Consider the following 19,958-nt stretch of genomic DNA (forward strand, 5'->3'; position numbering starts at 1 on the left):
GATGCCGCCCGCACGGGCGGCGGCGGCACGGGTGGCGGCAGCACGGGTGGCGGCAGGGGGGCGGGATAGGAACGCCGCGCCGCACGTTCGCGCCGTCATGACCCCGACCGCTCCCAATCCGGGCCCCAATCCGGCCCCCACCCCCGCCCCCACGCCGGAGGGCGCATCGCGCCGGATCCCCCTGCTCAGCTTGGTCTTCGGCTATGGTCCGGTACTGGTGCTGCCCCTCACCGCGCTGGCCGCCTGGGCGGGTATGCCGCTGGCCCTGCTCATCGGACAGATTTGGGGGGCGGCGATCCTGATCTTCCTGGCGGGCGTCGCGCGCGGCCTGAGCTTCTTCACGCCGGGCGGCACCCATGTCTCGCAGATGGCGACGATGATCCTGCGGTTCTCGCTGGGGCTGCTGGCCTTGATCGCGGGGCCGTCGACCGGCTTCGGATTGTTGATCCTGGGCTATGCGTCGATTGCGCTGACCGATCCCTGGCTGGCCAGTTGGGGCGGCGCGCCGGGGCATTTCGCGCGGCTGCGGCCACCCCAGATGGCGGTGGCGATTCTCGGTCTCATCGCGCTCTTCTTGCTCGTCCCGCGCTGATCCCGGCGGCCAAAAAATATTTTTAGGGACTTGCGCTTCCCGAACCCCGCAGACATCCGTGCGTCGCGGCTTTTGGGCGGCCCGGACGCGCCCGCCATTCGTCGCAACCAACCCCCGCCCCGCGCTTTAACCTCTTGCGGTGCCGCTCGGGATTTTCCACTAAGGATTGTGGAAGAGGTCGGGAAGGGCCCCAAGCACTGGTAGGATGAGGTCATGCCCAAACGCATGGCCGGATGCGGAGAAAGCCCCGGAATCGGGGATTTCCCCTCCCTTCGCATCCTGATCGCGACGCGCCTGGCGCGCGGTGCTAGGGGCTGGATGCCGACTCGAACGGAACAAGAACAAAGGAGCGGCATCAATGATGGATTTCAGGGATAGCCGGGATAGCGACATGACCACTGATATGCTCGAAAAGATGGCGGCGGATACGGCCCAGAACGCGGCGCCTGCCCCGACCCCGGCGGACACCAAGTCGGTGCGCCCGCAACCCTATCCGGTCGAGGTCGACCATGCGCGCGACGCGCTGCTGACCGACTTCGGCAAGGAAACGCTGAACGACCGCTATCTCCTGCCCGGCGAAAGCTATCAGGACCTGTTCGTGCGCGTGGCCTCGGCCTATGCCGACAATGCCGAACATGCCCAGCGGCTGTACGACTATATCTCGAAGCTGTGGTTCATGCCCGCCACGCCGGTCCTGTCGAACGGCGGCACCGGTCGCGGCCTGCCGATCAGCTGCTATCTCAATTCGGTGCCCGACAGCCTGGACGGCATCGTCACCACCTGGAACGAGAATGTCTGGCTCGCCTCGCGCGGCGGCGGCATCGGCACCTATTGGGGCCAGGTGCGCGGCATCGGCGAGCCGGTCGGCCTGAACGGCAAGACCAGCGGCATCATCCCCTTCGTCCGCGTGATGGATTCGCTGACGCTGGCGATCAGCCAGGGTTCGCTGCGTCGCGGTTCGGCGGCCTGCTATCTCGACATCTCGCATCCCGAGATCGAGGAGTTCCTGGAGATCCGCAAGCCCAGCGGTGACTTCAACCGCAAGGCGCTGAACCTGCACCACGGCGTGCTGATCCCCGACGCCTTCATGGAGGCGGTGCGCGACGGCGCCGAATGGCAGCTGAAGAGCCCGAAGACCGGCGAGGTCCGCGCGACCGTCGACGCGCGCGCACTGTTCCAGAAGCTGGTCGAGACCCGTCTGGCGACCGGCGAGCCGTACATCGTGTTCGCCGATCATGTGAACAAGAACATGCCCAAGCACCATCGCGAGCTGGGGCTGAAGGTGTCGACGTCGAACCTGTGTTCGGAAATCACCCTGCCGACCGGCATCGACCATAAGGGCAAGGACCGCACCGCCGTCTGCTGCCTGTCGTCGCTCAACCTGGAAACCTGGGACGAGTGGAAGGACGACAAGCAGTTCATCGAGGACGTGATGCGCTTCCTCGACAATGTGCTTCAGGACTATATCGAGCGGCACGAGCCGGGCATGGAGCGCGCCGCCTATTCGGCCGGTCGCGAGCGCTCGGTCGGCCTGGGCGTGATGGGCTTCCACAGCTTCCTCCAGGCGCGCGGACTTCCCTTCGAGGGCGCGATGGCCAAGTCGTGGAACCTGCGGATGTTCAAGCACATCAATGCGCAGGTGAACCAGGCGTCGATGACCCTGGCGGTCGAGCGCGGGCCGTGCCCCGATGCGGCGGATGTCGGCGTGATGGAGCGTTTCAGCTGCAAGATGGCGATCGCACCGACCGCGTCGATCAGCATCATCTGCGGCGGCACCAGCGCGTGCATCGAGCCGATCCCGGCGAACATCTATACCCACAAGACGCTGTCCGGGTCGTTCGCGGTCAAGAACGCCTATCTCGAGAAGATCCTGATCGCGAAGTCGAAGAATTCGGACGCGGTGTGGAACTCGATCCTCGAGCATGGCGGCTCGGTCCAGCATCTCGACTTCCTGTCGCCGGAAGAGAAGGACACGTTCAAGACCTCGTTCGAGATCGACCAGCGCTGGCTGCTCGAACTGGCGGGTGATCGGACGCCCTATATCGACCAGGCGCAGTCGCTGAACCTGTTCATCCCGGCCGATGTAGAAAAGTGGGACCTGCTGATGCTCCACTTCCGCGCCTGGGAGCTGGGCATCAAGTCGCTCTATTATCTCCGCTCGAAGTCGGTGCAGCGCGCCGGTTTCGCCGGAAGCGGCGGCGTCGAGGCCGACAACACGATCAGCGCGCCCAAGTTCGAGATCGGTGAGACGACCGATTACGACGAATGCCTGGCGTGTCAGTAACCGGGCTTTGAGAGCATAGGCCGCCCTCACCCTCCCTCTCCCGAGGGGAGAGGGGTGAGACGGTCTAATCCCTCTCCCCTCGGGAGAGGGAGGGAGCCGCGCAGCGGCGGAAGGGTGAGGGCAGATGCGCCTTTACGAGAATCAACCGACTGGTACGGTTCCTCGCGCCCGCCAACTCCGCCGCGAGGCGTCCGAACCCGAACGCCGTCTGCTCCGCGCGTTGCGTCAAACCTATCCGCATCTGAAATGGCGTCATCAGGCGCCGCTGGGACCTTTCTTCGCCGACATGCTGTGCTTTGCCGAAAAGCTGGTCATCGAGGTCGACGGCGATACGCACGCCGCCGCGGAAGGCTATGATGCGTCACGCGAAGATTTCATGGCGCACGAGGGGTATCGGACGGTCCGCGTGACGAACGCCGACGTGATGGAGAATCTCGAAGGCGTGATGGAACGTATCTCCTTCTCCCTGCGGGAGAAGGAAGGGGCCCGCGCGGCGCAGCCGTGTGGGAAGGATGAGGGTGTCGCACTCGCAAAGAAAAAGGGCGGCGTCGCATGAACGACACCACCCTCACCCTTCCGCGCCCTGGCGGGCGCTCCCTCCCTCTCCCACTGGGAGAGGGAGAGTATCGCTCACTCGGCCTCTTCGAACTGGTCGACGGCGTTCTGGCCGGTGGCCGACAGGCGGACGGTGTCGCCCTCGACTTCGGCGACCAGGCCGAGCGGCAGGTAATGGTGCTTGGCGCCCTGCCCGTCCTGGGTCTGCGGGCTGTCGTTCTTGGTCAGCTTGATGCGGTCGCCATCGACGTGATCGACCGTGCCGACATGGACGCCGTCCGCGCCGACGACTTCGGCATGTTCCTTGATCTGGCTGACATCGACCATCTTACGTCTCCTGTGTTGGGTTCGGGTTCGGAACGCGCAACGCTGGAAATGGTCGCATGACGGGGGCGGCGATCATGTACGGCGTTGCCGCCCTGTTAACCGGGATCGGCGCAACGCTGTTGCTGCAACTCCGCACCCCCCGGTCGGAGCAGGGCCGCTACGCCCGGCTGATCGCGGGCACCATGTTCGCCATGGGCGGGATCATTCTCGCCGGTTTCGCCACCGCTCTGCGCTCCTGGGCGAGCAGCGGCTGAACCGGCCTTCACCCTATCACCTCATTTGATTTGTATCCGGAGTAACCCCGATGCCTCTCCTCCAAGCCTCTAAGCAGTATAAGCCCTTCGAATATCCCTGGGCGTTCGAGTTCTGGAAGCGCCAGCAACAGCTTCACTGGCTGCCCGAAGAGGTGCCGCTGGGCGAGGATTGCCGCGACTGGGCGCAGAAGCTGACCGATCATGAACGCAACCTGCTGACTCAGATCTTCCGCTTCTTCACCCAGGCGGACGTCGAGGTGCAGGACTGCTATCACGAAAAATACGGTCGGGTGTTCAAGCCGACCGAGGTCAAGATGATGCTGACCGCCTTCTCCAACATGGAGACGGTGCACATCGCCGCCTACAGCCATCTGCTCGACACGATCGGCATGCCCGAGAGCGAATATGGCGCCTTCCTCGAATATGCCGAGATGAAGGACAAGCATGATTACATGCAGAATTTCGGCGTCGACAGCGACGAGGACATCGCCCGCACGCTGGCCATGTTCGGCGGCTTCACCGAGGGCGTGCAGCTATTCGCGTCCTTCGCGATGCTGATGAACTTCCCGCGCTTCAACAAGATGAAGGGCATGGGCCAGATCGTCAGCTGGTCGGTGCGCGACGAGAGCCTGCATTGCGAAGGCATCATCCGCATGTTCCACGCCTTCTGCCAGGAGCGCCAGTGCCTGACCAAGGCGGTCAAGGACGACATCGCCGACGTGTGCCAGACGACGATCCGCCTGGAGGATAATTTCATCGACCTCGCCTTCGAAATGGGCCCGGTCGAGGGGATGAAGCCCAAGGAGATCAAGAAGTATATCCGCTACATTGCCGACTGGCGTCTCAGCCAGCTGGGCCTGAAGCCGATCTACATGATCGACGAGCATCCCCTGCCCTGGCTGACCCCGCTGCTGAACGGCGTGGAGCATGCCAACTTCTTCGAAACGCGCGCCACGGAATATTCCAAGGCGGCGACGCGCGGCCAGTGGAACGACGTCTGGGACGCGTTCGACACCCGCCAAAAGGCCAAGACCGCCAAGGCGGCGAACGAGGAGCCGGGCGAAACCGGCGACATGTTCTCGGCGGCGGGCGTCGCGGCGGAGTGATCTACGAGAGGGCGGGCTTCGGTCCGCCCTTTTTCGTTCACGCGAAGGCGCGAAGGCGCGAAGAAGGTTGGTTCGCGCAGAGGCGCGGAGGACGCAGAGATCGCCCGGGCAAACTGCCCGCTTTCCCACCCTCCGTTCAGCCTGAGCGAAGTCGAAGGCCAAGGGAAGCACACGCCAAAATCGACTTGGCCGGAGGCTATCCATGTCCCGGAGGATAAATGAGCCAGCCGCTCGGCGGACGTTATCCCGTGGCCTTCGACTGCGCTCAGGCTGAACGGGGGCCGAGGCTATCGTCCTCGTGCGCTTCCGCTTCTCTGCGCCCTCCGCGCCTCTGCGCGAACCAACCTCCTTCGCGCCCTCGCGTCTTCGCGCGAACCCAAACTACCGCGCCGCCCGCGTCGGCGCATGAAAGTCCGCCGGTTTCCCCGCGATCCAGCGCAGGAACCGCGCCATCTCCGGATGCGCCCGCAACACCGCGAAGTCCGCAAACCCCCTTGCCAGTTCCCCATTGGAAAAGGTCGCATGGATGGTGCGATGACAGATGGGATGGACCGGCACCGTCTCGCGCCCTCCCTCGCTCTTGGGGACGGGATGGTGCCATTCCACCTTCACCCCCAGCGGCCGATCGCACAGCGCGCAGGATCGTGCCGCAGGTTGCTGCTCGATCCGTTCGGCGGCGGCCACCAGCCCCGCCTTTCGCTTCACCCGTCCGACCATGCGCCCGATATGGGATGCGTCGCCCGATAAGAAAACGGGGTCCGGCATTGCTGCCGAACCCCGTTCCTTTACGCCAACTGGATCCGAGAGGGATCAGAAGTGTGCGACAACACCCGCCATCGGACGGAAGGAGTGCGCGTTGTCGAAGGTCGAAACTTCCATACGCAGACGCAGACCCGAGTTGCCGGTCAGGCCGCCCAGACCGATGTCCTTCGGGCCGACTTCGGCGCCGACGCCGTACACGGTCGCGTGATAGTCCTGCTTCAGGTCGCCAGCGACGCCCGGAGCGAAGTTGTGGAAGTTGTTCCAGCGGTAGCCGACCTTGCCGTAGAACAGGCCGCTCTCACCGGCGCGGAAGCCCGCGCGGCCATAGGCGCCATACTGCCAATCGATGTCACCCGACACACCCTTGGCGACCGCGCCCTCGGCGCCGACGAACACCGGGCCCAGCGGCACGTTGAAGCCGACAATGCCCTCGACCAGCGCGCCGTCCAGGTTGTAGCCCTTGGGCTGCGCGGGGATGCCGGCGACCGTCTGGCGATCGAACTGCTCCCAACCACCCATGATCGCGACATACGGCTCGATACCGAAGGCACGGGTGCCGTCGGGAGCGGTCGCGGTGTCGGCCGGGGCCGGAGCCGCGGTCGTCGTGTCGGTGGTGTTCATGTCCTGGGCCATGGCAGGCACGGCAACGAACGCGGCCGCCGCAGCGGCGACGAGGGAAAGCTTACGCATGTGAGATACCCTTCTCTTATTCTATGTGGGGCGGCGGATCGAACCGCTCAGCCCAGGCCCGCTTAACCGGCTAGACGCCCATGGGTTGCACGCCATTTCAGATTTTTGATCGCCTTGTCGGAACCTGTGGCGCCAAGGACACAGTTCCTGTCACATAGATGAACCAAATGGGGGCGGAATGGGGCAGTGGCGGATTTCCGCCACTTTTCGGCCGCGTTTCCGCGCCCCCCGCTCATCCCGCCGCCGTACAGCGTACAGAATCACCCGTGGGGCGTGTCAAAACAACCTCACCCCCCTTGCCGCGAAGATCGTGACCGAAACCGGTATAGTGGATGCCGGAAGCGACACGCTGTCCCTCCAGCCGCATCTCCAGATCGTCGCCGAAGCGCACCAGCGCGCTGTCGTCGCGATTGTCGAAGCGGACCCAGAAGCGGCTGCCATTCTCGCACTGGAAGGTCGTCGAGACCATCGGCGGCAGCGTCGAGGCGGCACGCGGATCGGGCATGGTCGAACAGCCGACCAGCACGATGCCGCCCGCCGCCAGTGCGACGGGAAGCCGGGTCATGGCCGCAGGGCGGTATCGTCGGCGTCGTCGATATCGCCGTCGGCCACCGTGTCGTCCTCGAAATCCTCCTGGAGATCGTCTTCGTCGATATCCTCGGCATCCATGTCGACCGAGGCATCGCTGGTCCCGACCTCTTCGGAGTCCATGTCGAGTTCGTCGATCGGCTCGTCCTCGACGCTGTCGTCGCCCAGATCGGGTTCGATATCGGTCAGCAACACGCCGTCGCTGGGGCCGTCGCGCGTCACCTCCAGGATTTCGGCGCGCTGGCTCTCATCATAGCCTTCTTCGTCCCAGCCATCGTCGCCGGGTCCCTGGCTCGGAACCTGATGTCCGCCCATCACTGCCTCCTCTTGAACTGTGGAGGGGGAACACGGGGGCGGGCCGGGCGGTTCCCCCGACCCGCGTCAGACGCCCGTCAGGCGGGGCGGAACATCCGCCCGCGCTCGGTCGCGAAGACGAAGGCAAAGGCCGCGCATCCGGCGATCAGGAAACCCAGGGTCAGCGGCTGCGTCGTCCCGTCATAGGCCTGGCCGATGCCTGCGCCGATCAGCGAGCCGATGGTAACGCTGGTAAAGCCCTGCACGCTCGATGCGGTCCCGGCGATCCGCCCCATATTCTCCATCGCCATGGACGAGAAGTTCGAGGTCGCCAGACCGAAACACGCCATGGTGATCGCCTGGAGCACCGCGAAGACGATCAACGACTCGCCCCCGAAATGCGCGATGGCCAGATGGATGGCCGACACGACGATCAGGATCGTGACCGAGCTGTGGCTGATCAGCCGCGTGCCCAGCCGCATGACGATCCGCGAGTTGAGCAGGTTCGCCGCCGCCATCGTGACCGAGGTCGTCGCGAAGATCAGCGCCAGCAGCTTCTCGCGGCCGAAGGTCTGCGCCATGATCGGCTGCACCGAGTTCAGATACCCATAAAGCGCCGCCATCAGCGCGGTCGCCGCCAGCGTATAGCCCAGCGACAGCCGATCCCCGATCGTCTCGCGCCAGCCCCCGACGATGCGTGTCAGCGAGATGGGCAGCTGCGCCTCCACCGCCAGCGTCTCGGGCATCCGGAGCGAAAACCAGGTCAGGACCAGCGTGGCGAGGCCCGCGATCGTCCAGAAGATCAGGCGCCAATTGCCGAACAGCAGCACCAGCTCACCAAAGGCCGGCGCCAGGATCGGCACGATCATGAACACCATGAAGGCGATCGACATGACCTGCGCCATCGCGCGCCCGTGATAGCAGTCGCGGACCAGCGCCACCGTCGCCACCCGCGTCGCCGCGATCGCCGCCCCGGCACAGACCCGCGCGACCAGCAACAGCGTAAAGCTGCCCGCCACCGCCGCCGCGCCATTGGCGATGATGTAGATGATGAGCGCGACGATCAGCACCCGCCGCCGCCCATAGCGATCGGCCAGCGGCCCGTGCACCAGCTGCGCCACGCCGAAGCCGATCAGGAAGGCGGTAACGACGAACGGCCGCGCCGCGGGCGACGCACCCAGCGACTCCCCGATGGCAGGCAGCGCGGGCAGCATCGAATCGATGCCCAGCGCGGTTAACGCCATCAGCGCCGCGATCAGCAGGACGAACTCGACAAACCCGATGGGCGCGCCGGGAGGCTCGGCGGTGACAGGCGTCACCGGATCAGCGGAACGGGATTCGGACATGATGATTGTCCCATAGGACGAATGATTGCCCAGGAAAACCAGGAAACGCCCTGGTCTTCCTGACCCCCAGGCGGAGTCGGCGCGATCAAACGACCGCTGAATATTTGTATCCGCCGCCCTGACGATTCAGATGGTGGCGACACGTCTGCTGCCCCTCGCCTGGTTCGCGCATGGGAAGTATCGGCTGATGAGCGCGCAATGTTCGACCCCGTCAGTGCTGTACGAGTGTGGCCCCTGGTCGAACTAGCCCGCGCCGAACATGTCGCGCATCCGACGATGAGTTGCATAGTGACCGACCTTGCAAAGATGGGCGTGGTAAGCCGCTCCACAAAGGCAACGGATCGACGCCAGCGCGGTGTCGACCTGATCTAGAGAGGGACACGCACTTTACGAACGGATTGCCAAAAATCGTATGGCCGTACCGGCTGCCATTCTCAGCAAATCGACGCCCTCCGCCGAGCAGCAAGTCCTCAACGTCGTGACATCGGTCTTGACCGAGATCGAAAGGCGCAATGGTCTGAATTGAGGCTTCGATATGTATATCCATGCTACATATCCATTGATCTTGGGGAGGGATAGATATGCGCACGCGGGTCATTGTCGCTCTGGCGGTTACGGCCACGGTCGGCGGTCTGTATCTCTGGAACGCCTCCTGGTTGGCTCCGGCGCCGCAGGGTCGCCCTCTGGTCGAGGCGCATCGTGGCATTCATCAGACCTTCGATCGGACTGATCTGACCCAACAGGAGTGCACCGCCACCCGGATGCACCCACCGACCAATCCGTATCTCGAGAACACCCTCGGCTCGATAAAGGCCAGCTTCAAGGCCGGGGCGGATGAAGTGGAGATAGACGTCCACCCGACAACCGATGGCGAGTTCGCGGTCTTCCACGACTGGACGCTCGAATGCCGTACCAATGGCAAAGGCGTCACGCGACAGCAGAGCATGGCCTATTTGCGTACGCTGGATCTGGGCCATGGCTACACCGCCGATGGCGGCAAGACCCATCCGTTTCGCGGCAAATTCGTGGGCCAGATGAAGACGCTCCACGAAATCCTGACGGCCTTTCCCGACAAAAGCTTTCTGATCAACGTCAAGAGTGACGACCCGACCGAGGTCGACGCGCTTGTCGCGTATCTTCGCGCCCGGAACCACCCGACCGACCGGCGGCTGCGGGTCGTGGCCAGCGACACGGTTCTGGGCCGGCTGGCCGTGGTCGCACCGCAGGCGCGGCGCTGGTCGGTCCGACGCACCAAGTCCTGCTCGATACGCTACATTGCATTCGGCTGGACCGGCTACATTCCCGAGAGTTGCCGCCATGGTTTCATCGGCGTGCCGATCAACGGGCGATGGGCGTTCTGAGGCTGGCCCAACCGTTTCCTGCAACGGATGCGCGACGCCGATGTCGAGGTCGTCATAGCGGGCCCGATGGGAAACAAGAGCGGCGATCCGGGCCTGAGCGATCCTGTTCAACTCGACGCAGTGCCACAGCAATATAACGGCCGGTTGCTAACCGACGATGTTGAGAGGATTGGCCCGGCCGTCCTGAAACGCTGGCCGTTGCAAGCGACCCGATAGGCCGCCATTCAGCCCCTCGACAGCTTGCGGGGGTCAGACCTGCACCCCAACTGTATTGATGCAACAGGACGCGTAAGGAGTTTACCGCCATGTCCATCCTGTCCCGCTCCCCCCTCGCCCTCCCGCTGGTGGCGGCATTGGCGCTGTCGGCCTGCGATCGGCCGAACCAGGGTACGTCGATCACGGTGAACGGCTCGGATGGCGAAACGCTGGCGTCGGTCGATGGCAAGTCGGGGGAGGTGAAGCTGGCGCTGCCCGGCTTTTCCGGCGCGTTCAAGCTGCCCAAGGTGTCGATGGAGGCCGATAATTTCGAGCTGAACGGCGTGCATCTCTATCCCGGCTCGACGATCCGCAACGTCGATGTCGGCAATGGCCGCGACAAGGCGTTCACCATGACCTTCGACAGTCCGGCCGATCCGGCGACCGTGCGCGACTGGTTCCGCGACAAGATGGGCGAAGCCGACTTCACCCTCACCGATCAGGGCGGCGCGCTGGTCGGCAAGACGGCGGAGGAAAAATCCTTCCGCCTGGACCTGCGCCCCTCGGGCGGCGAACGATCGACGGGGACGATCACGCTCGGAGGATAATGGGGGGGGCGGATGACGCACCCTGTTCGGCGATGACAGGCGCGTTATATAGGTGCCAGCCTATTCGATTTTCTGGACATATCGCCATGACCGACACCCGCTCCGCCGAGGTTCCGACGCTCAGCCTCGCCGACCAGGACCGTGACCCCGAGGGCTTTGCCGCCGCCTTGGGCACATCGTTCGAGCGGTTCGGTTTCGCCATCGTCGCGGATCATGGCGTGCCCGCCGAACTGATCGACCGCGCCTGGGCGCAGACCAAGGCGCTGTTCGACCTGCCCGAGGAGGAGAAGCACGGCTATCACGTCCCCGGCGGCGGCGGCGCGCGCGGCTATACCCCGTTCAAGACCGAGATCGCGAAAGATGCCAAGGTCGTCGACCTGAAGGAATTCTGGCATGTCGGCCGCGAACTGCCCGAGGGGCACCCCTATGCGGACCGGATGCCCGCCAATATCTGGCCCGACCGCCCGGAAGGGTTCCGCGCGGATTTCGTCGAACTGTTCTCGGCCTTCGACCGGGCGGGCGACCGGCTGCTGTCGGCCATTGCGCGACATCTGGAGCTGGACCCGAACTGGTTCGATTCCGCCGTGAAGGACGGCAATTCCGTCCTGCGCCTGCTCCACTATCCGCCGATCCCCGCCGATGCCGAGGGCGTGCGGGCGGGCGCGCATGAGGACATCAACCTCATCACCCTGCTGCTCGGGGCCGAGGAAGCGGGCCTCGAACTGCTCGACCGCGATTCGGGCGAGTGGCTGGCGATCCGCCCGCCCGAAGGCGCGATGGTGGTCAATGTCGGGGATATGTTACAGCGGCTGACCAACCATGTCCTGCCCTCCACCACGCACCGGGTGGTCAACCCGCCGGTCGAGCGGCGCGGCTTCTCGCGCTATTCGATGCCCTTCTTCCTGCACCCGGCGCCGGACTTCCTGATCAAGACGCTGCCCGGCACGATCAGCGAGGGGCATCCGGATCGCTATCCGGAGCCGATCACGGCGCATGACTATCTGTTCGAGCGGCTGGTCGAGATCGGGTTGATCAAGAAGTAATTCAGGCGGATCGCCTGGGGCTTGCCCTCCCCCATCCCCTCCCGCCTGCGGGAGGGGAGCGGCAAGATCAGCGGTTTGAATTTAAATTGCTCCCTTTCCGCAGGCGGGAGGGGCTACCTTAAAGCCCCCTCCCGCAAGCGGGAGGGGTTGGGGGAGGGCAAGGTGCCTCGCAGAGACCTTACCCCAACAATCACCCCAGAATATGCATCAACAACGGCTGCCCGACCAAACTCTGGCTCCCGCGCAACCGCTCCAGCGCCTGTGCCACCGCGCGCTCCGGCCCCTCATGCGTGACGATCGCGATCATCACCCCGCCATCGGCCGCCTCGCCGCGCTGGATCAGGCTTTCGATCGACACCCCCGCATCGCGCATCGCGGCGGCGATTTCGGCTAGCACGCCGACCTTGTCCTGCACCGTGAAGCGCAGGTAAGCGCGCCCGCGCCGCTCGCCGCTATCGGCCTTGGGCGCCGGGGTCAGTTCATGCGCGGGCATGGCGAAGGATGCGCCATATTCGCCGCGCGCGATGTCGATCAGGTCGGCCACGACCGCGCTGGCGGTCGGGCCGTCGCCCGCGCCCGCGCCCTGGAACAGCAACCGGCCGACGAAATTGCCCTCGGCGACGACCGCATTGGTCGAGCCGGTGACATGCGCCAGCGGATGGTCGAACGGCACAAGATGCGGATGCACCCGCTGGAACAGGCCGTTCGCCCCCTCCTCCGCCACGCCGACCAGGCGGACACGATAGCCGAGCGACGCCGCCTGCGCGATATCGGCGGCCAGCACATGGCGCACGCCGCCGATCGCGACGTCGCCAAACGCAGGCTGCGTACCGAAGGCGATCGCGGCGAGGATCGACAACTTGTGCGCGGCGTCCACGCCATCGATGTCGAAGCTGGGGTCCGCCTCGGCATAACCCAGCGCCTGCGCTTCCGCTAGAACCTCGGCAAAGTCGCGGCCTTCGGCTTCCATCTTCGACAGGATGAAATTGCAGGTGCCGTTGAGGATGCCATAGACGCGCGCGATGGCGTTGGCCGCCGCGCCCTCGCGAAGCCCCTTGATGACCGGGATGCCGCCCGCGACCGCCGCCTCGAACTTCAGCGCGGCGTTGGATTCCTCCGCCTTCTGCGCCAGTTCCAGCCCGTGATGCGCCAGCATCGCCTTGTTGGCGGTGACGAAGCCGCGCCCCGCCCCCAGCGCGGTGCGCGCCAGCGTCAGCGCGGGGCCGTCCGAACCGCCGATCAGCTCGACCACCACATCGGCATCCGGGTGCGAGGCCAGCGCGGCGGTATCGTCCACCCATTCGAAGCGCGACAGGTCGACACCGCGGTCCTTGGTCCGGTCGCGCGCGGAGACGGCGACGATCTCGATCGGGCGACCGGCGCGCCGGGTAATCAGGTCACGGTTCGCATCGAGCAGGCGAATGACGCCGCCCCCTACCGTGCCCAGTCCCGCCAAAGCCACTCGCAAAGCATCGCCCATCGTCCAAATCCTGTATCCGGAGCGTTTGTTGAGTGCAGGCGGGTAGCGGATAGAAATGGTCGCTGTCGAGCCGGTCAGCGACCTTTTATTGCTCGAATGGGGCAATGCCGCTAAAGGCCGCCCATGATTTCCCCCGATTTCGTGGTCATCGACGTCGAAACCGCCTGTTCGCGGACCAGCAGCATCTGCCAGATCGGCATCGTCGGCTATGCCGCGGGCGTCGAAGTGCTGGCCTATGAGACGCTGGTCGATCCGTGCGACGAATTCAGCGCGTTCAACATCAATATCCACGGCATCACCGCCGATCATGTCCTCGGCAAGCCGACCTTCGCCGCGCTGCATCCCGAACTGGCCGGGCATCTGGCGGGGCGGGTGACGGTGGCGCATTCGGGCTTCGACAAGGGCGCGCTGGGCCGCGCCTGCGAGCGCGACGCCCTGCCCCCGATCGCGGCGCGCTGGCTGGACAGCGTGACCATAGCCCGGCGCGCCTGGCCGGAATTGCCCAATCACAAGCTCAATACGCTGGCGGCCTTCCTGGAACTGGAGCACCGGCATCACGACGCGCTCAGCGATGCGCGGGCGGCGGGGCAGGTGGTGCTGCGCGCGATGGCCGCGACGGGTATGACGCTGGCCGACTGGTTCCTCCCGCCGCCGTCCGCGCGCTCGCGGCGGCAGGTCCGGCGCTGAACGGGAATTGGTCAAGTCCTGAAGCGGACTGCTCCCCTCACCTTCAGGGGAGGGGCACGGGGGTGGGGCGCTTCAACACGCGCGGCGCTTGAGGCGAGGCCCCACCCCACCCCCTCCCCTGAAGGGGAGGGGCTACGAGAGGTCGTCAGGGCTCGAGATGCCCCTGAGGCCCCGGCCCATCGAGCGCTATGGCGATGCGCCGGCTCTTGTCGCGCCTCTTGTCGGCCAGCTTGCTGATCCCGATCCGCACCTCGTTGGCGAGCATCAGCGCGGGCGTGAGCAGATCGAACCCCACCTGACACCCGCCTTGCCGCGCCGGACACGGGGTGGACGAGGCGGCCAGAGCCCCCGGCCCCGTCAGTTCGGGATTGGACGGCGCTGGCCCGGTCGGCGGCTCATCGCGGAGTTGTGGAGCCCGGTCATCGGCCTGACGCCGCCCGCAGACGATGATGTCCGCCGCCGTCCCGCCAGAAACCGGACAGGGATCGCGCGCCAGGATCGAGAAACGGCCGCCCTCGGGTGGCGGCGGGGGCACGGCGGGCGTCGCCTGCAAAGCGATCAGCAGAAGCGGGATCATCGCCTGTCTCCGGTCGTCACGGCGCGGGCTTGCGCAGGGTCGTCGTGCCGCCGCTGCCCCGGGCATTGGTGTCCATCGTCGCCCCGGCAAAGCCGCCGCCGACCTGGAAGGGTGACAGATCCTTGACCGGCGTGCTCCGCGCGAGCAGCCGCGTCCGCTCCTCCATCACCCCTTCGTGACGGGGATCGCCGGGCTCGGGCGGTATCTCGAAGGGAATGCGGAAGCGGTCGGCATTGCGGCGGCCGCACACGGTGATGTCGGTGGCGTTGGGATCATAGACGCAGCGCGTCTCGACACTGGTCAACCGGCGGGTCTTGGCCACGATGGTGTCGACCGAGGGTGGCGGCGCGTCTTCGCCCTGTGCCGACAGTCCCGCCATCACCATGACCAACATCGTGGCAAGCATGACGCTCTCCCGGCATCGCCAGCCCCTCTGCCTGAAGGCGAGGCCGGGCGCGATCATGCCGGTTTTTCCGGCCGACCGCCAGCGTCAGGTCGATCGACATTCATGACCTACTCTTCTTCCCCTCGCCCCTCTTTGAGGGGAGAGGGTTGCGCAGACTTGGTCTTTGCGAAAGCAAAGGCTTAGTCGGAGCTGGGTGAGGGGTGAAGCGCTCGCTGGCCGAGCGCGCGAGCCGTTCGGCGCGCTCAACCCCTCACCCAAGCTGCGCTAGCCAGCACGCTGGCAAGCTCCGCTAACCCTCTCCCCTATCCAGGGGAGAGGGGAACAATAGATGATTATGAAGGCCGATTCGCGCTGACTGTCCCCCGCTCCGGTCAGGGTTCGAGATGCCCCTGCGGCCCCGGCCCGTCGAGTGCGATCGGCACGCGCCAGCTCTTGTCGCGCCTTTTGTCGAACAATTTGCTGATACCGATCCGCGCCTCGTTGGCGAGCAGCAGCGCGGGCGTAACGACATCGACCCGGGCGGCGCACCCCCATTGGCTGGCCGCACAGGGCGTCCCCTCGGCGCGCAACGCCCCGATGGCGGTCATTTCGGGATTTGAGGGGGTCGCATGGTCGGACGGCCCGCCCCGCAACTCGGGTGCCCGGTCGCTTCCCGGTCGACGGCCACAGACCAGGATGTCCTGCCTCGCGTCCGCAGCGGTCGGACAGTCGGGCAGCAGGATCGAGACGCGCTCCTTCCCCTCCGACGGGGCGGCGGGAACGGCCTGCAGGGCGATCAGCAACAGGGGCAGCATCGGCGATCCTCCTAAGGTATCGCGATCCTAGCGCCTGCCGCTCCGGCTAATCAATCGCGGTGCGGAACAGCGTACGCGGCTTGCTGGTGCAATATTTGTCGCCGACCACCGCGCAATAGGTGCCGTCATTGGCGAAGGCGCGCGCCTTGGAGTCGATCGGCACCACATGGCTCGGCGTCAGGCGATAGGGCGAAGGGCGCTTGCCGCCATGGCAGGTGGACAGGGTACAGGTCGGGGTCAGGCGCGGCAGGGTCATCCGCTGCTCCCCTTCGGCAACCGGAGCAGCCCATAGCAACAATAGCGGCACCATCGTCTTTCTCCCCTTTTATACGCTGTCGATATTCGCCCTTTTGTTCAGTCCTGCCCGACCGGCGCGACGCCCAGGCGCGGAATCTCGATGGCGGGGCAACGGTTCATCACGACCTTCAGCCCGGCGGCCTCGGCGCGCGCGGCGGCGGCCTCGTTGACGACGCCCAGTTGCAGCCAGACCGCCTTGGCCCCGATCGCGATCGCCTCGTCCACCACGTCGCCCGCCGCCTCGGATCGGCGGAAGATGTCGACGATATCGATGGGGTCGCCCAACTGACCCAGTTCGCGAAAGACGAATTCGCCATGGACATGCTCGCCGGTGATCTGCGGATTGACCGGGATCACGCGATAGCCATGATCCTGGAGCCGCTTCATCACGCCATAGGAGGGGCGGTCGGGCCGGTCCGACGCGCCGACCAACGCGATGGTCCGCGCATTCGCCAACAGGTCGCGAATATCGTCATCGGCGGTCAACGGCATCGGCTATCCCCTGTTCGCCGCCGACCGTCGACTATCGTTCGGAAAGAGCGGCGGGTTATCGCACTTCAACGCCCCGCCGTGCCGCCGGTTTCATCACTGGCCGTCCAGCCAGCCCGCCACCTGCCCGGCCAGCGGTGCGAAGACCGTATCATCCTCGCCCGCCGCCGGAGGCTGCCCCGCATCGGAGGCGGTGCGGATCGCGATGGTCAGGGGCACCCGACCCAAAAACGGAATGCCCAGCTCGGCTGCCGCGGCCTCTGCCCCGCCCGATCCGAACGGGTCAGAGATGCCGCCGCAATGGGGGCAGCAATAGCCCGCCATATTCTCGACCAGGCCGATGATCGGCACCCCCGCCTTGGTGAACAGGTCGATGGCACGCCGCGCATCGATCAGCGCCAGGTCCTGCGGCGTCGAGACGATCACCGCGCCTGCCGGGCGATGCTTCTGCACCATGGTCAGCTGGACGTCGCCGGTGCCGGGCGGCAGGTCGAGGACCAGCAATTCGGTCGCGCCCCAGTCGCCATCGACCAGCTGGCTGAGCGCGCCCGCCGCCATCGGCCCGCGCCACGCGATCGCCTTGTCCGGCTCGATTAGCTGGCCCATCGACAGCAGCGACACGCCGTAAGGCGTCGGCACCGGTTGCAGCTTGCCGTCCTGCGCCACCGGCTTCACGCCCTCGGCCGCCATCAGGCGCGGTTGCGACGGGCCATAGATATCGGCATCGACCAGCCCGGTCTTGCGGCCAGCCCGCGCCAGCGCGATGGCGAGATTGGCCGACAGGGTGGACTTGCCCACCCCGCCCTTGCCGCTGGCGACCGCGATGATGCGACGCTCGCGCTTCTCGGCGGTCAGGACGACGCGGACATCCTCGGCCCCCGACTGGATCGCGGCAGCCTTCACCTCTTCCTCCAGTGCCTGGCGCCCCGCTCCGTCCAGGCCGGTGGTGTCGAGCACGACGCCGGCCCGCGCGCCCTCCATCCGCACATTCGCGCGCTTGCCCGCCACTGCGGCGACCGCCGCCTTTACCGTCTCGATGATGCTCATGCGCGGCAGATAGGATGCGAAGCGCGGCTTGGCACTGTTTTTGTCGGCGAACCGTTCCTATAACGATGAACATGAGAAAGCTGACGGGCCGGTTTCAACGCCCCCCCATCCTAGCCGCCAACACGCCAAAGGGCCCCTGGGGCGGGTCCGGCGACGATCCCGATGGTGGTCCCCGCAATCCCTGGGCCGTTCCGCCGGGTGGCCGCAAGGCACCGGGCAAGCCCACCGCGCTGGATGAATTCATCCGCAAGGCGCGCGGATCGGGCGGCGGCGGTCCCGGTGAGGGGCCGGGCGGCTCCGGCGGCGGTTTCGGCGGCCTTCCCGGCGCGCCGGGCGGTCGCACGCTTTGGGCGATCGGCGCGGCGATTCTGATCGTCATCTGGCTGCTCTACACCTCGATCCACCCGATCGGCCCGCAGCAGCGCGGCGTCGTCACCTATTTCGGTCGCTATACCGGCATCCTCGAGCCGGGTATCCAGATCACCGCTCCGGCCCCGATCGCCAGCGTCCGGGTGCTGGACGTGCAGAAGATCCGTACCGAGAATTTCCCCGAAGGCTCGGGTGAGAATCTGGTGCTGACCAGCGACCAGAACATCATCGACCTGACCTATTCGGTCCGCTGGGACATCGCCAATCCGCGCGACTATGCCTTCCGTCTGGCGCAGCCGCAGGAAACCGTGCGTGCGGCGGCGGAAAGCGCGATGCGCGCGGTGATCGCCGACACCTCGCTCGACCAGGCGCTGGGTTCGGGGCGCACCGGCATCGAACAGCGGGTACAGGAACTGACCCAGTCGATCCTAAACGAATATCGCGCGGGCGTGCGGATCCAGGGCGTCGCCATCAAGCAGGCCGCCCCGCCGCAGCAGATCGTCGACGATTTCAACAAGGTGACGGTGGCGCAGCAGCGCGCGGTCGCCGACGTCAACCAGGCGCGTTCCTATGCGCAGCAGGTGGTGGCCCGCGCACAGGGCGAGGCGGCGCAGTTCGACAAGGTGTACGAACAATATCGCCTGGCCCCCGAAGTGACCCGCCGCCGCATGTATTACGAGACCATGGAGGCCGTGCTGGCCAAGTCGGACAAGACCATCGTCGAGACGCCGGGCGTCGTGCCCTATCTGCCGCTGTCCAAGGGCCAGGCTAGATCGCTGCCGCCGGAAATCACCGCGACGGCCCCGGCCACGCCGCCTGCCGCCTCTGCGCAGGCCGGTTCGGGACAGGGAGGCGGCCAGTGAACGGCCTGACCGCACGCAACCCGATCGTGCTGGGCGTCGCCCTGCTGATCGCGGTCATCATCGCCGCCTCCACCTTCTCGATCGTACCGGAGACCCGGCAGGCCGTCGTCTATCGGTTCGAGCAGCCGCGCCGGGTGGTCAACGGTTATCGGCCGGGCGAGGAACTGGGCGACAGCGGCGCAGGCCTGATCGCGCGCATTCCGTTCGTCGACCGCATCGTCTGGGTCGACAAGCGCGTGCTCGACCTCGACCTGGAAAAGACCCAGGTGCTGTCGACCGATCAGCTGCGCATGAATGTCGATGCCTTTGCGCGCTTCCGCGTGATCGACCCGCGCCGCATGCTGGCGACGGCGGGCAGCGTCGACGGCGTCATCAACCAGCTCCGCCCGATCTTCGGCTCGGCGCTGCGCAACGAGTTGGGCAAGCGGCGTTCGTCCGAACTGCTCAGCCCCGAGCGCGGCCAGGTGATGGACGCGATCCAGGTCCGCCTCGACCGCATCGCGCGCCAATATGGCGTCCAGATCGTCGATGTGCGCATCAAGGAGGCCGAACTGCCGCCGGGCACGCCGCTGCAAAGCGCGCTCGCCCGGATGCAGACCGCGCGCCAGCAGGAGGCGATCACCATCGCCGCGCAAGGGCAGAAGCAGGCGCAGATCGTCCGCGCCGATGCCGACGCCCAGGCCGCGCAAATCTATGCCCAGGCGTTCGGCAAGGATGCCAATTTCTACGATTTCTACCGGGCCATGCAGTCCTATCGCCATACCTTCGGCGCGGACGGCTCGAACCAGGAACGTGGGGCCACGCAGATCATTCTGTCGCCCGAGAACAGCTATTTGAAGGAATTCACCGCGCCGGGCCGATAGGTGGACAATCCACCTTTCCGCTCGTTCATATTCAAGCGTCGTTCAGCCAAACCGTGGCAAATAGGTCACGGTCAAACTGAA

General features: G+C 65.9%; 26 protein-coding genes. 13 read left to right on the plus strand and 13 right to left on the minus strand.

Translation table 11 applies throughout. The annotated features are described in order from the left end of the window. Nucleotide 1 precedes the first annotated feature (1 nt). From ACQR50_RS15050 to ACQR50_RS15060, 3 genes are all read left to right on the plus strand, one after another. Entirely contained in the window at nucleotides 2–592 is a 591-nt protein-coding gene (locus ACQR50_RS15050; RefSeq protein ID WP_428968922.1) for a DUF3429 domain-containing protein, read from the plus strand. A 361-nt stretch (nucleotides 593–953) separates the two neighbouring features. Further along, nucleotides 954–2,876, plus strand: a complete 1,923-nt coding sequence (locus tag ACQR50_RS15055; protein WP_056436738.1) for a ribonucleoside-diphosphate reductase subunit alpha — start codon at nucleotides 954–956, stop codon at nucleotides 2,874–2,876. 124 nt (nucleotides 2,877–3,000) lie between these two features. Then, a complete protein-coding gene (locus ACQR50_RS15060; RefSeq protein WP_428968923.1) occupies nucleotides 3,001–3,432 on the plus strand; it encodes an endonuclease domain-containing protein in 432 nt (143 codons plus the stop codon). A gap of 74 nt (nucleotides 3,433–3,506) precedes the next feature. On the opposite strand, the gene ACQR50_RS15065 is transcribed toward ACQR50_RS15060, so the two are convergent. Continuing rightward, nucleotides 3,507–3,758 (minus strand): DUF2171 domain-containing protein, encoded by a 252-nt coding sequence (locus ACQR50_RS15065; RefSeq protein ID WP_042489736.1) that lies wholly within the window; start codon nucleotides 3,756–3,758, stop codon nucleotides 3,507–3,509. A 56-nt stretch (nucleotides 3,759–3,814) separates the two neighbouring features. On the opposite strand from ACQR50_RS15065, the gene ACQR50_RS15070 reads away from it, so the two are divergent. Continuing rightward, on the plus strand, nucleotides 3,815–4,012 hold the full coding sequence (locus ACQR50_RS15070) for a hypothetical protein (RefSeq protein WP_076717506.1): 198 nt from the start codon (nucleotides 3,815–3,817) through the stop codon (nucleotides 4,010–4,012). 50 nt (nucleotides 4,013–4,062) lie between these two features. After that, nucleotides 4,063–5,118: a ribonucleotide-diphosphate reductase subunit beta gene (locus ACQR50_RS15075; RefSeq protein ID WP_056436728.1), complete on the plus strand. Its 1,056-nt coding sequence runs from the start codon at nucleotides 4,063–4,065 to the stop codon at nucleotides 5,116–5,118. 381 nt (nucleotides 5,119–5,499) lie between these two features. On the opposite strand, the gene ACQR50_RS15080 is transcribed toward ACQR50_RS15075, so the two are convergent. The 5 genes from ACQR50_RS15080 to ACQR50_RS15100 form a co-directional block, all read right to left on the minus strand. After that, nucleotides 5,500–5,835 carry an HNH endonuclease gene (locus tag ACQR50_RS15080; protein ID WP_237243444.1) on the minus strand — a complete coding sequence of 112 codons (336 nt, stop codon included), beginning with the start codon at nucleotides 5,833–5,835 and terminating at the stop codon, nucleotides 5,500–5,502. A 93-nt stretch (nucleotides 5,836–5,928) separates the two neighbouring features. Beyond that, the gene (locus ACQR50_RS15085) at nucleotides 5,929–6,570 is read right to left on the minus strand and encodes an outer membrane protein (RefSeq protein WP_428968924.1); all 642 of its coding nucleotides are present in this window, start codon (nucleotides 6,568–6,570) and stop codon (nucleotides 5,929–5,931) included. A 232-nt stretch (nucleotides 6,571–6,802) separates the two neighbouring features. Beyond that, nucleotides 6,803–7,135 carry an MliC family protein gene (locus ACQR50_RS15090; RefSeq protein ID WP_428968925.1) on the minus strand — a complete coding sequence of 111 codons (333 nt, stop codon included), beginning with the start codon at nucleotides 7,133–7,135 and terminating at the stop codon, nucleotides 6,803–6,805. Further along, nucleotides 7,132–7,473, minus strand: coding sequence for a hypothetical protein (locus ACQR50_RS15095; RefSeq protein WP_056436720.1), 342 nt, complete (start codon nucleotides 7,471–7,473; stop codon nucleotides 7,132–7,134). Before ACQR50_RS15095 ends, ACQR50_RS15090 begins: the two co-directional genes overlap by 4 nt. Before the next feature lie 77 nt (nucleotides 7,474–7,550). Beyond that, complete coding sequence (locus ACQR50_RS15100; protein ID WP_428968926.1) at nucleotides 7,551–8,798, minus strand: multidrug effflux MFS transporter; 1,248 nt, start codon at nucleotides 8,796–8,798, stop codon at nucleotides 7,551–7,553. A 276-nt stretch (nucleotides 8,799–9,074) separates the two neighbouring features. Between ACQR50_RS15100 and ACQR50_RS15105 the strand changes: the two genes are divergently transcribed. From ACQR50_RS15105 to ACQR50_RS15125, 5 genes are all read left to right on the plus strand, one after another. Further along, nucleotides 9,075–9,170, plus strand: a complete 96-nt coding sequence (locus tag ACQR50_RS15105; RefSeq protein ID WP_428970719.1) for a hypothetical protein — start codon at nucleotides 9,075–9,077, stop codon at nucleotides 9,168–9,170. 209 nt (nucleotides 9,171–9,379) lie between these two features. Continuing rightward, complete coding sequence (locus tag ACQR50_RS15110) at nucleotides 9,380–10,159, plus strand: glycerophosphodiester phosphodiesterase family protein (protein WP_428968927.1); 780 nt, start codon at nucleotides 9,380–9,382, stop codon at nucleotides 10,157–10,159. A 27-nt stretch (nucleotides 10,160–10,186) separates the two neighbouring features. Then, complete coding sequence (locus tag ACQR50_RS15115; RefSeq protein WP_428968928.1) at nucleotides 10,187–10,375, plus strand: hypothetical protein; 189 nt, start codon at nucleotides 10,187–10,189, stop codon at nucleotides 10,373–10,375. Between the two features lie 89 nt (nucleotides 10,376–10,464). Then, a complete protein-coding gene (locus ACQR50_RS15120) occupies nucleotides 10,465–10,962 on the plus strand; it encodes a hypothetical protein (protein ID WP_428968929.1) in 498 nt (165 codons plus the stop codon). An 86-nt stretch (nucleotides 10,963–11,048) separates the two neighbouring features. Next, complete coding sequence (locus ACQR50_RS15125) at nucleotides 11,049–12,005, plus strand: isopenicillin N synthase family dioxygenase (RefSeq protein WP_428968930.1); 957 nt, start codon at nucleotides 11,049–11,051, stop codon at nucleotides 12,003–12,005. A gap of 190 nt (nucleotides 12,006–12,195) precedes the next feature. Here the strand turns inward: ACQR50_RS15125 and ACQR50_RS15130 are convergent, their stop codons facing one another. Further along, the gene (locus ACQR50_RS15130; RefSeq protein WP_428968931.1) at nucleotides 12,196–13,485 is read right to left on the minus strand and encodes a homoserine dehydrogenase; all 1,290 of its coding nucleotides are present in this window, start codon (nucleotides 13,483–13,485) and stop codon (nucleotides 12,196–12,198) included. 123 nt (nucleotides 13,486–13,608) lie between these two features. Between ACQR50_RS15130 and ACQR50_RS15135 the strand changes: the two genes are divergently transcribed. Continuing rightward, nucleotides 13,609–14,172, plus strand: coding sequence for a 3'-5' exonuclease (locus tag ACQR50_RS15135; RefSeq protein ID WP_076717522.1), 564 nt, complete (start codon nucleotides 13,609–13,611; stop codon nucleotides 14,170–14,172). A gap of 145 nt (nucleotides 14,173–14,317) precedes the next feature. Here the strand turns inward: ACQR50_RS15135 and ACQR50_RS15140 are convergent, their stop codons facing one another. The 6 genes from ACQR50_RS15140 to ACQR50_RS15165 form a co-directional block, all read right to left on the minus strand. Further along, nucleotides 14,318–14,749 (minus strand): hypothetical protein, encoded by a 432-nt coding sequence (locus ACQR50_RS15140; RefSeq protein ID WP_428968932.1) that lies wholly within the window; start codon nucleotides 14,747–14,749, stop codon nucleotides 14,318–14,320. 16 nt (nucleotides 14,750–14,765) lie between these two features. Then, nucleotides 14,766–15,155 carry a hypothetical protein gene (locus ACQR50_RS15145; protein WP_428968933.1) on the minus strand — a complete coding sequence of 130 codons (390 nt, stop codon included), beginning with the start codon at nucleotides 15,153–15,155 and terminating at the stop codon, nucleotides 14,766–14,768. Nucleotides 15,156–15,526: 371 nt separating this feature from the next. Further along, entirely contained in the window at nucleotides 15,527–15,949 is a 423-nt protein-coding gene (locus ACQR50_RS15150) for a hypothetical protein (RefSeq protein WP_428968934.1), read from the minus strand. 46 nt (nucleotides 15,950–15,995) lie between these two features. After that, nucleotides 15,996–16,259 (minus strand): hypothetical protein, encoded by a 264-nt coding sequence (locus ACQR50_RS15155; protein ID WP_428968935.1) that lies wholly within the window; start codon nucleotides 16,257–16,259, stop codon nucleotides 15,996–15,998. Between the two features lie 44 nt (nucleotides 16,260–16,303). Then, a complete protein-coding gene (locus ACQR50_RS15160) occupies nucleotides 16,304–16,738 on the minus strand; it encodes a CoA-binding protein (protein WP_056436691.1) in 435 nt (144 codons plus the stop codon). A 93-nt stretch (nucleotides 16,739–16,831) separates the two neighbouring features. Then, nucleotides 16,832–17,782: an Mrp/NBP35 family ATP-binding protein gene (locus tag ACQR50_RS15165; RefSeq protein WP_428968936.1), complete on the minus strand. Its 951-nt coding sequence runs from the start codon at nucleotides 17,780–17,782 to the stop codon at nucleotides 16,832–16,834. A 71-nt stretch (nucleotides 17,783–17,853) separates the two neighbouring features. Here ACQR50_RS15165 and hflK point away from each other — a divergent pair, with 71 nt between their 5' ends. After that, nucleotides 17,854–19,014: a protease modulator HflK gene (gene hflK, locus ACQR50_RS15170; protein WP_428968937.1), complete on the plus strand. Its 1,161-nt coding sequence runs from the start codon at nucleotides 17,854–17,856 to the stop codon at nucleotides 19,012–19,014. Further along, the gene (gene hflC, locus ACQR50_RS15175) at nucleotides 19,011–19,877 is read left to right on the plus strand and encodes a protease modulator HflC (protein ID WP_172839694.1); all 867 of its coding nucleotides are present in this window, start codon (nucleotides 19,011–19,013) and stop codon (nucleotides 19,875–19,877) included. The genes hflK and hflC overlap by 4 nt, the downstream gene beginning before the upstream one ends. The last annotated feature ends 81 nt before the right edge of the window (nucleotides 19,878–19,958 follow it).

It is taken from the genome of Sphingomonas sp. Xoc002 (genome assembly GCF_050408055.1).
In the GTDB taxonomy this organism is placed as follows: Bacteria; Pseudomonadota; Alphaproteobacteria; order Sphingomonadales; family Sphingomonadaceae; genus Sphingomonas; species Sphingomonas yabuuchiae.

Bases quoted from the DNA above. Each gene is read 5' to 3' on its own strand.
- ACQR50_RS15060 (WP_428968923.1), top strand. From the start codon at position 3,001: ATGCGCCTTTACGAGAATCAACCGACTGGTACGGTTCCTCGCGCCCGC.
- ACQR50_RS15065 (WP_042489736.1), bottom strand. From the start codon at position 3,758: ATGGTCGATGTCAGCCAGATCAAGGAACATGCCGAAGTCGTCGGCGCG.
- ACQR50_RS15165 (WP_428968936.1), bottom strand. From the start codon at position 17,782: ATGAGCATCATCGAGACGGTAAAGGCGGCGGTCGCCGCAGTGGCGGGC.
- ACQR50_RS15090 (WP_428968925.1), bottom strand. From the start codon at position 7,135: ATGACCCGGCTTCCCGTCGCACTGGCGGCGGGCGGCATCGTGCTGGTC.
- ACQR50_RS15115 (WP_428968928.1), top strand. From the start codon at position 10,187: ATGCGCGACGCCGATGTCGAGGTCGTCATAGCGGGCCCGATGGGAAAC.
- ACQR50_RS15160 (WP_056436691.1), bottom strand. From the start codon at position 16,738: ATGCCGTTGACCGCCGATGACGATATTCGCGACCTGTTGGCGAATGCG.
- ACQR50_RS15135 (WP_076717522.1), top strand. From the start codon at position 13,609: ATGATTTCCCCCGATTTCGTGGTCATCGACGTCGAAACCGCCTGTTCG.
- ACQR50_RS15105 (WP_428970719.1), top strand. From the start codon at position 9,075: ATGAGTTGCATAGTGACCGACCTTGCAAAGATGGGCGTGGTAAGCCGC.
- ACQR50_RS15100 (WP_428968926.1), bottom strand. From the start codon at position 8,798: ATGTCCGAATCCCGTTCCGCTGATCCGGTGACGCCTGTCACCGCCGAG.
- ACQR50_RS15055 (WP_056436738.1), top strand. From the start codon at position 954: ATGGATTTCAGGGATAGCCGGGATAGCGACATGACCACTGATATGCTC.
- ACQR50_RS15080 (WP_237243444.1), bottom strand. From the start codon at position 5,835: ATGGTCGGACGGGTGAAGCGAAAGGCGGGGCTGGTGGCCGCCGCCGAA.
- ACQR50_RS15130 (WP_428968931.1), bottom strand. From the start codon at position 13,485: ATGGGCGATGCTTTGCGAGTGGCTTTGGCGGGACTGGGCACGGTAGGG.
- ACQR50_RS15050 (WP_428968922.1), top strand. From the start codon at position 2: ATGCCGCCCGCACGGGCGGCGGCGGCACGGGTGGCGGCAGCACGGGTG.
- hflK (WP_428968937.1), top strand. From the start codon at position 17,854: ATGAGAAAGCTGACGGGCCGGTTTCAACGCCCCCCCATCCTAGCCGCC.
- ACQR50_RS15125 (WP_428968930.1), top strand. From the start codon at position 11,049: ATGACCGACACCCGCTCCGCCGAGGTTCCGACGCTCAGCCTCGCCGAC.
- ACQR50_RS15070 (WP_076717506.1), top strand. From the start codon at position 3,815: ATGACGGGGGCGGCGATCATGTACGGCGTTGCCGCCCTGTTAACCGGG.
- ACQR50_RS15145 (WP_428968933.1), bottom strand. From the start codon at position 15,155: ATGCTTGCCACGATGTTGGTCATGGTGATGGCGGGACTGTCGGCACAG.
- ACQR50_RS15120 (WP_428968929.1), top strand. From the start codon at position 10,465: ATGTCCATCCTGTCCCGCTCCCCCCTCGCCCTCCCGCTGGTGGCGGCA.
- ACQR50_RS15075 (WP_056436728.1), top strand. From the start codon at position 4,063: ATGCCTCTCCTCCAAGCCTCTAAGCAGTATAAGCCCTTCGAATATCCC.
- ACQR50_RS15140 (WP_428968932.1), bottom strand. From the start codon at position 14,749: ATGATCCCGCTTCTGCTGATCGCTTTGCAGGCGACGCCCGCCGTGCCC.
- ACQR50_RS15110 (WP_428968927.1), top strand. From the start codon at position 9,380: ATGCGCACGCGGGTCATTGTCGCTCTGGCGGTTACGGCCACGGTCGGC.
- ACQR50_RS15095 (WP_056436720.1), bottom strand. From the start codon at position 7,473: ATGGGCGGACATCAGGTTCCGAGCCAGGGACCCGGCGACGATGGCTGG.
- ACQR50_RS15150 (WP_428968934.1), bottom strand. From the start codon at position 15,949: ATGCTGCCCCTGTTGCTGATCGCCCTGCAGGCCGTTCCCGCCGCCCCG.
- ACQR50_RS15085 (WP_428968924.1), bottom strand. From the start codon at position 6,570: ATGCGTAAGCTTTCCCTCGTCGCCGCTGCGGCGGCCGCGTTCGTTGCC.
- ACQR50_RS15155 (WP_428968935.1), bottom strand. From the start codon at position 16,259: ATGGTGCCGCTATTGTTGCTATGGGCTGCTCCGGTTGCCGAAGGGGAG.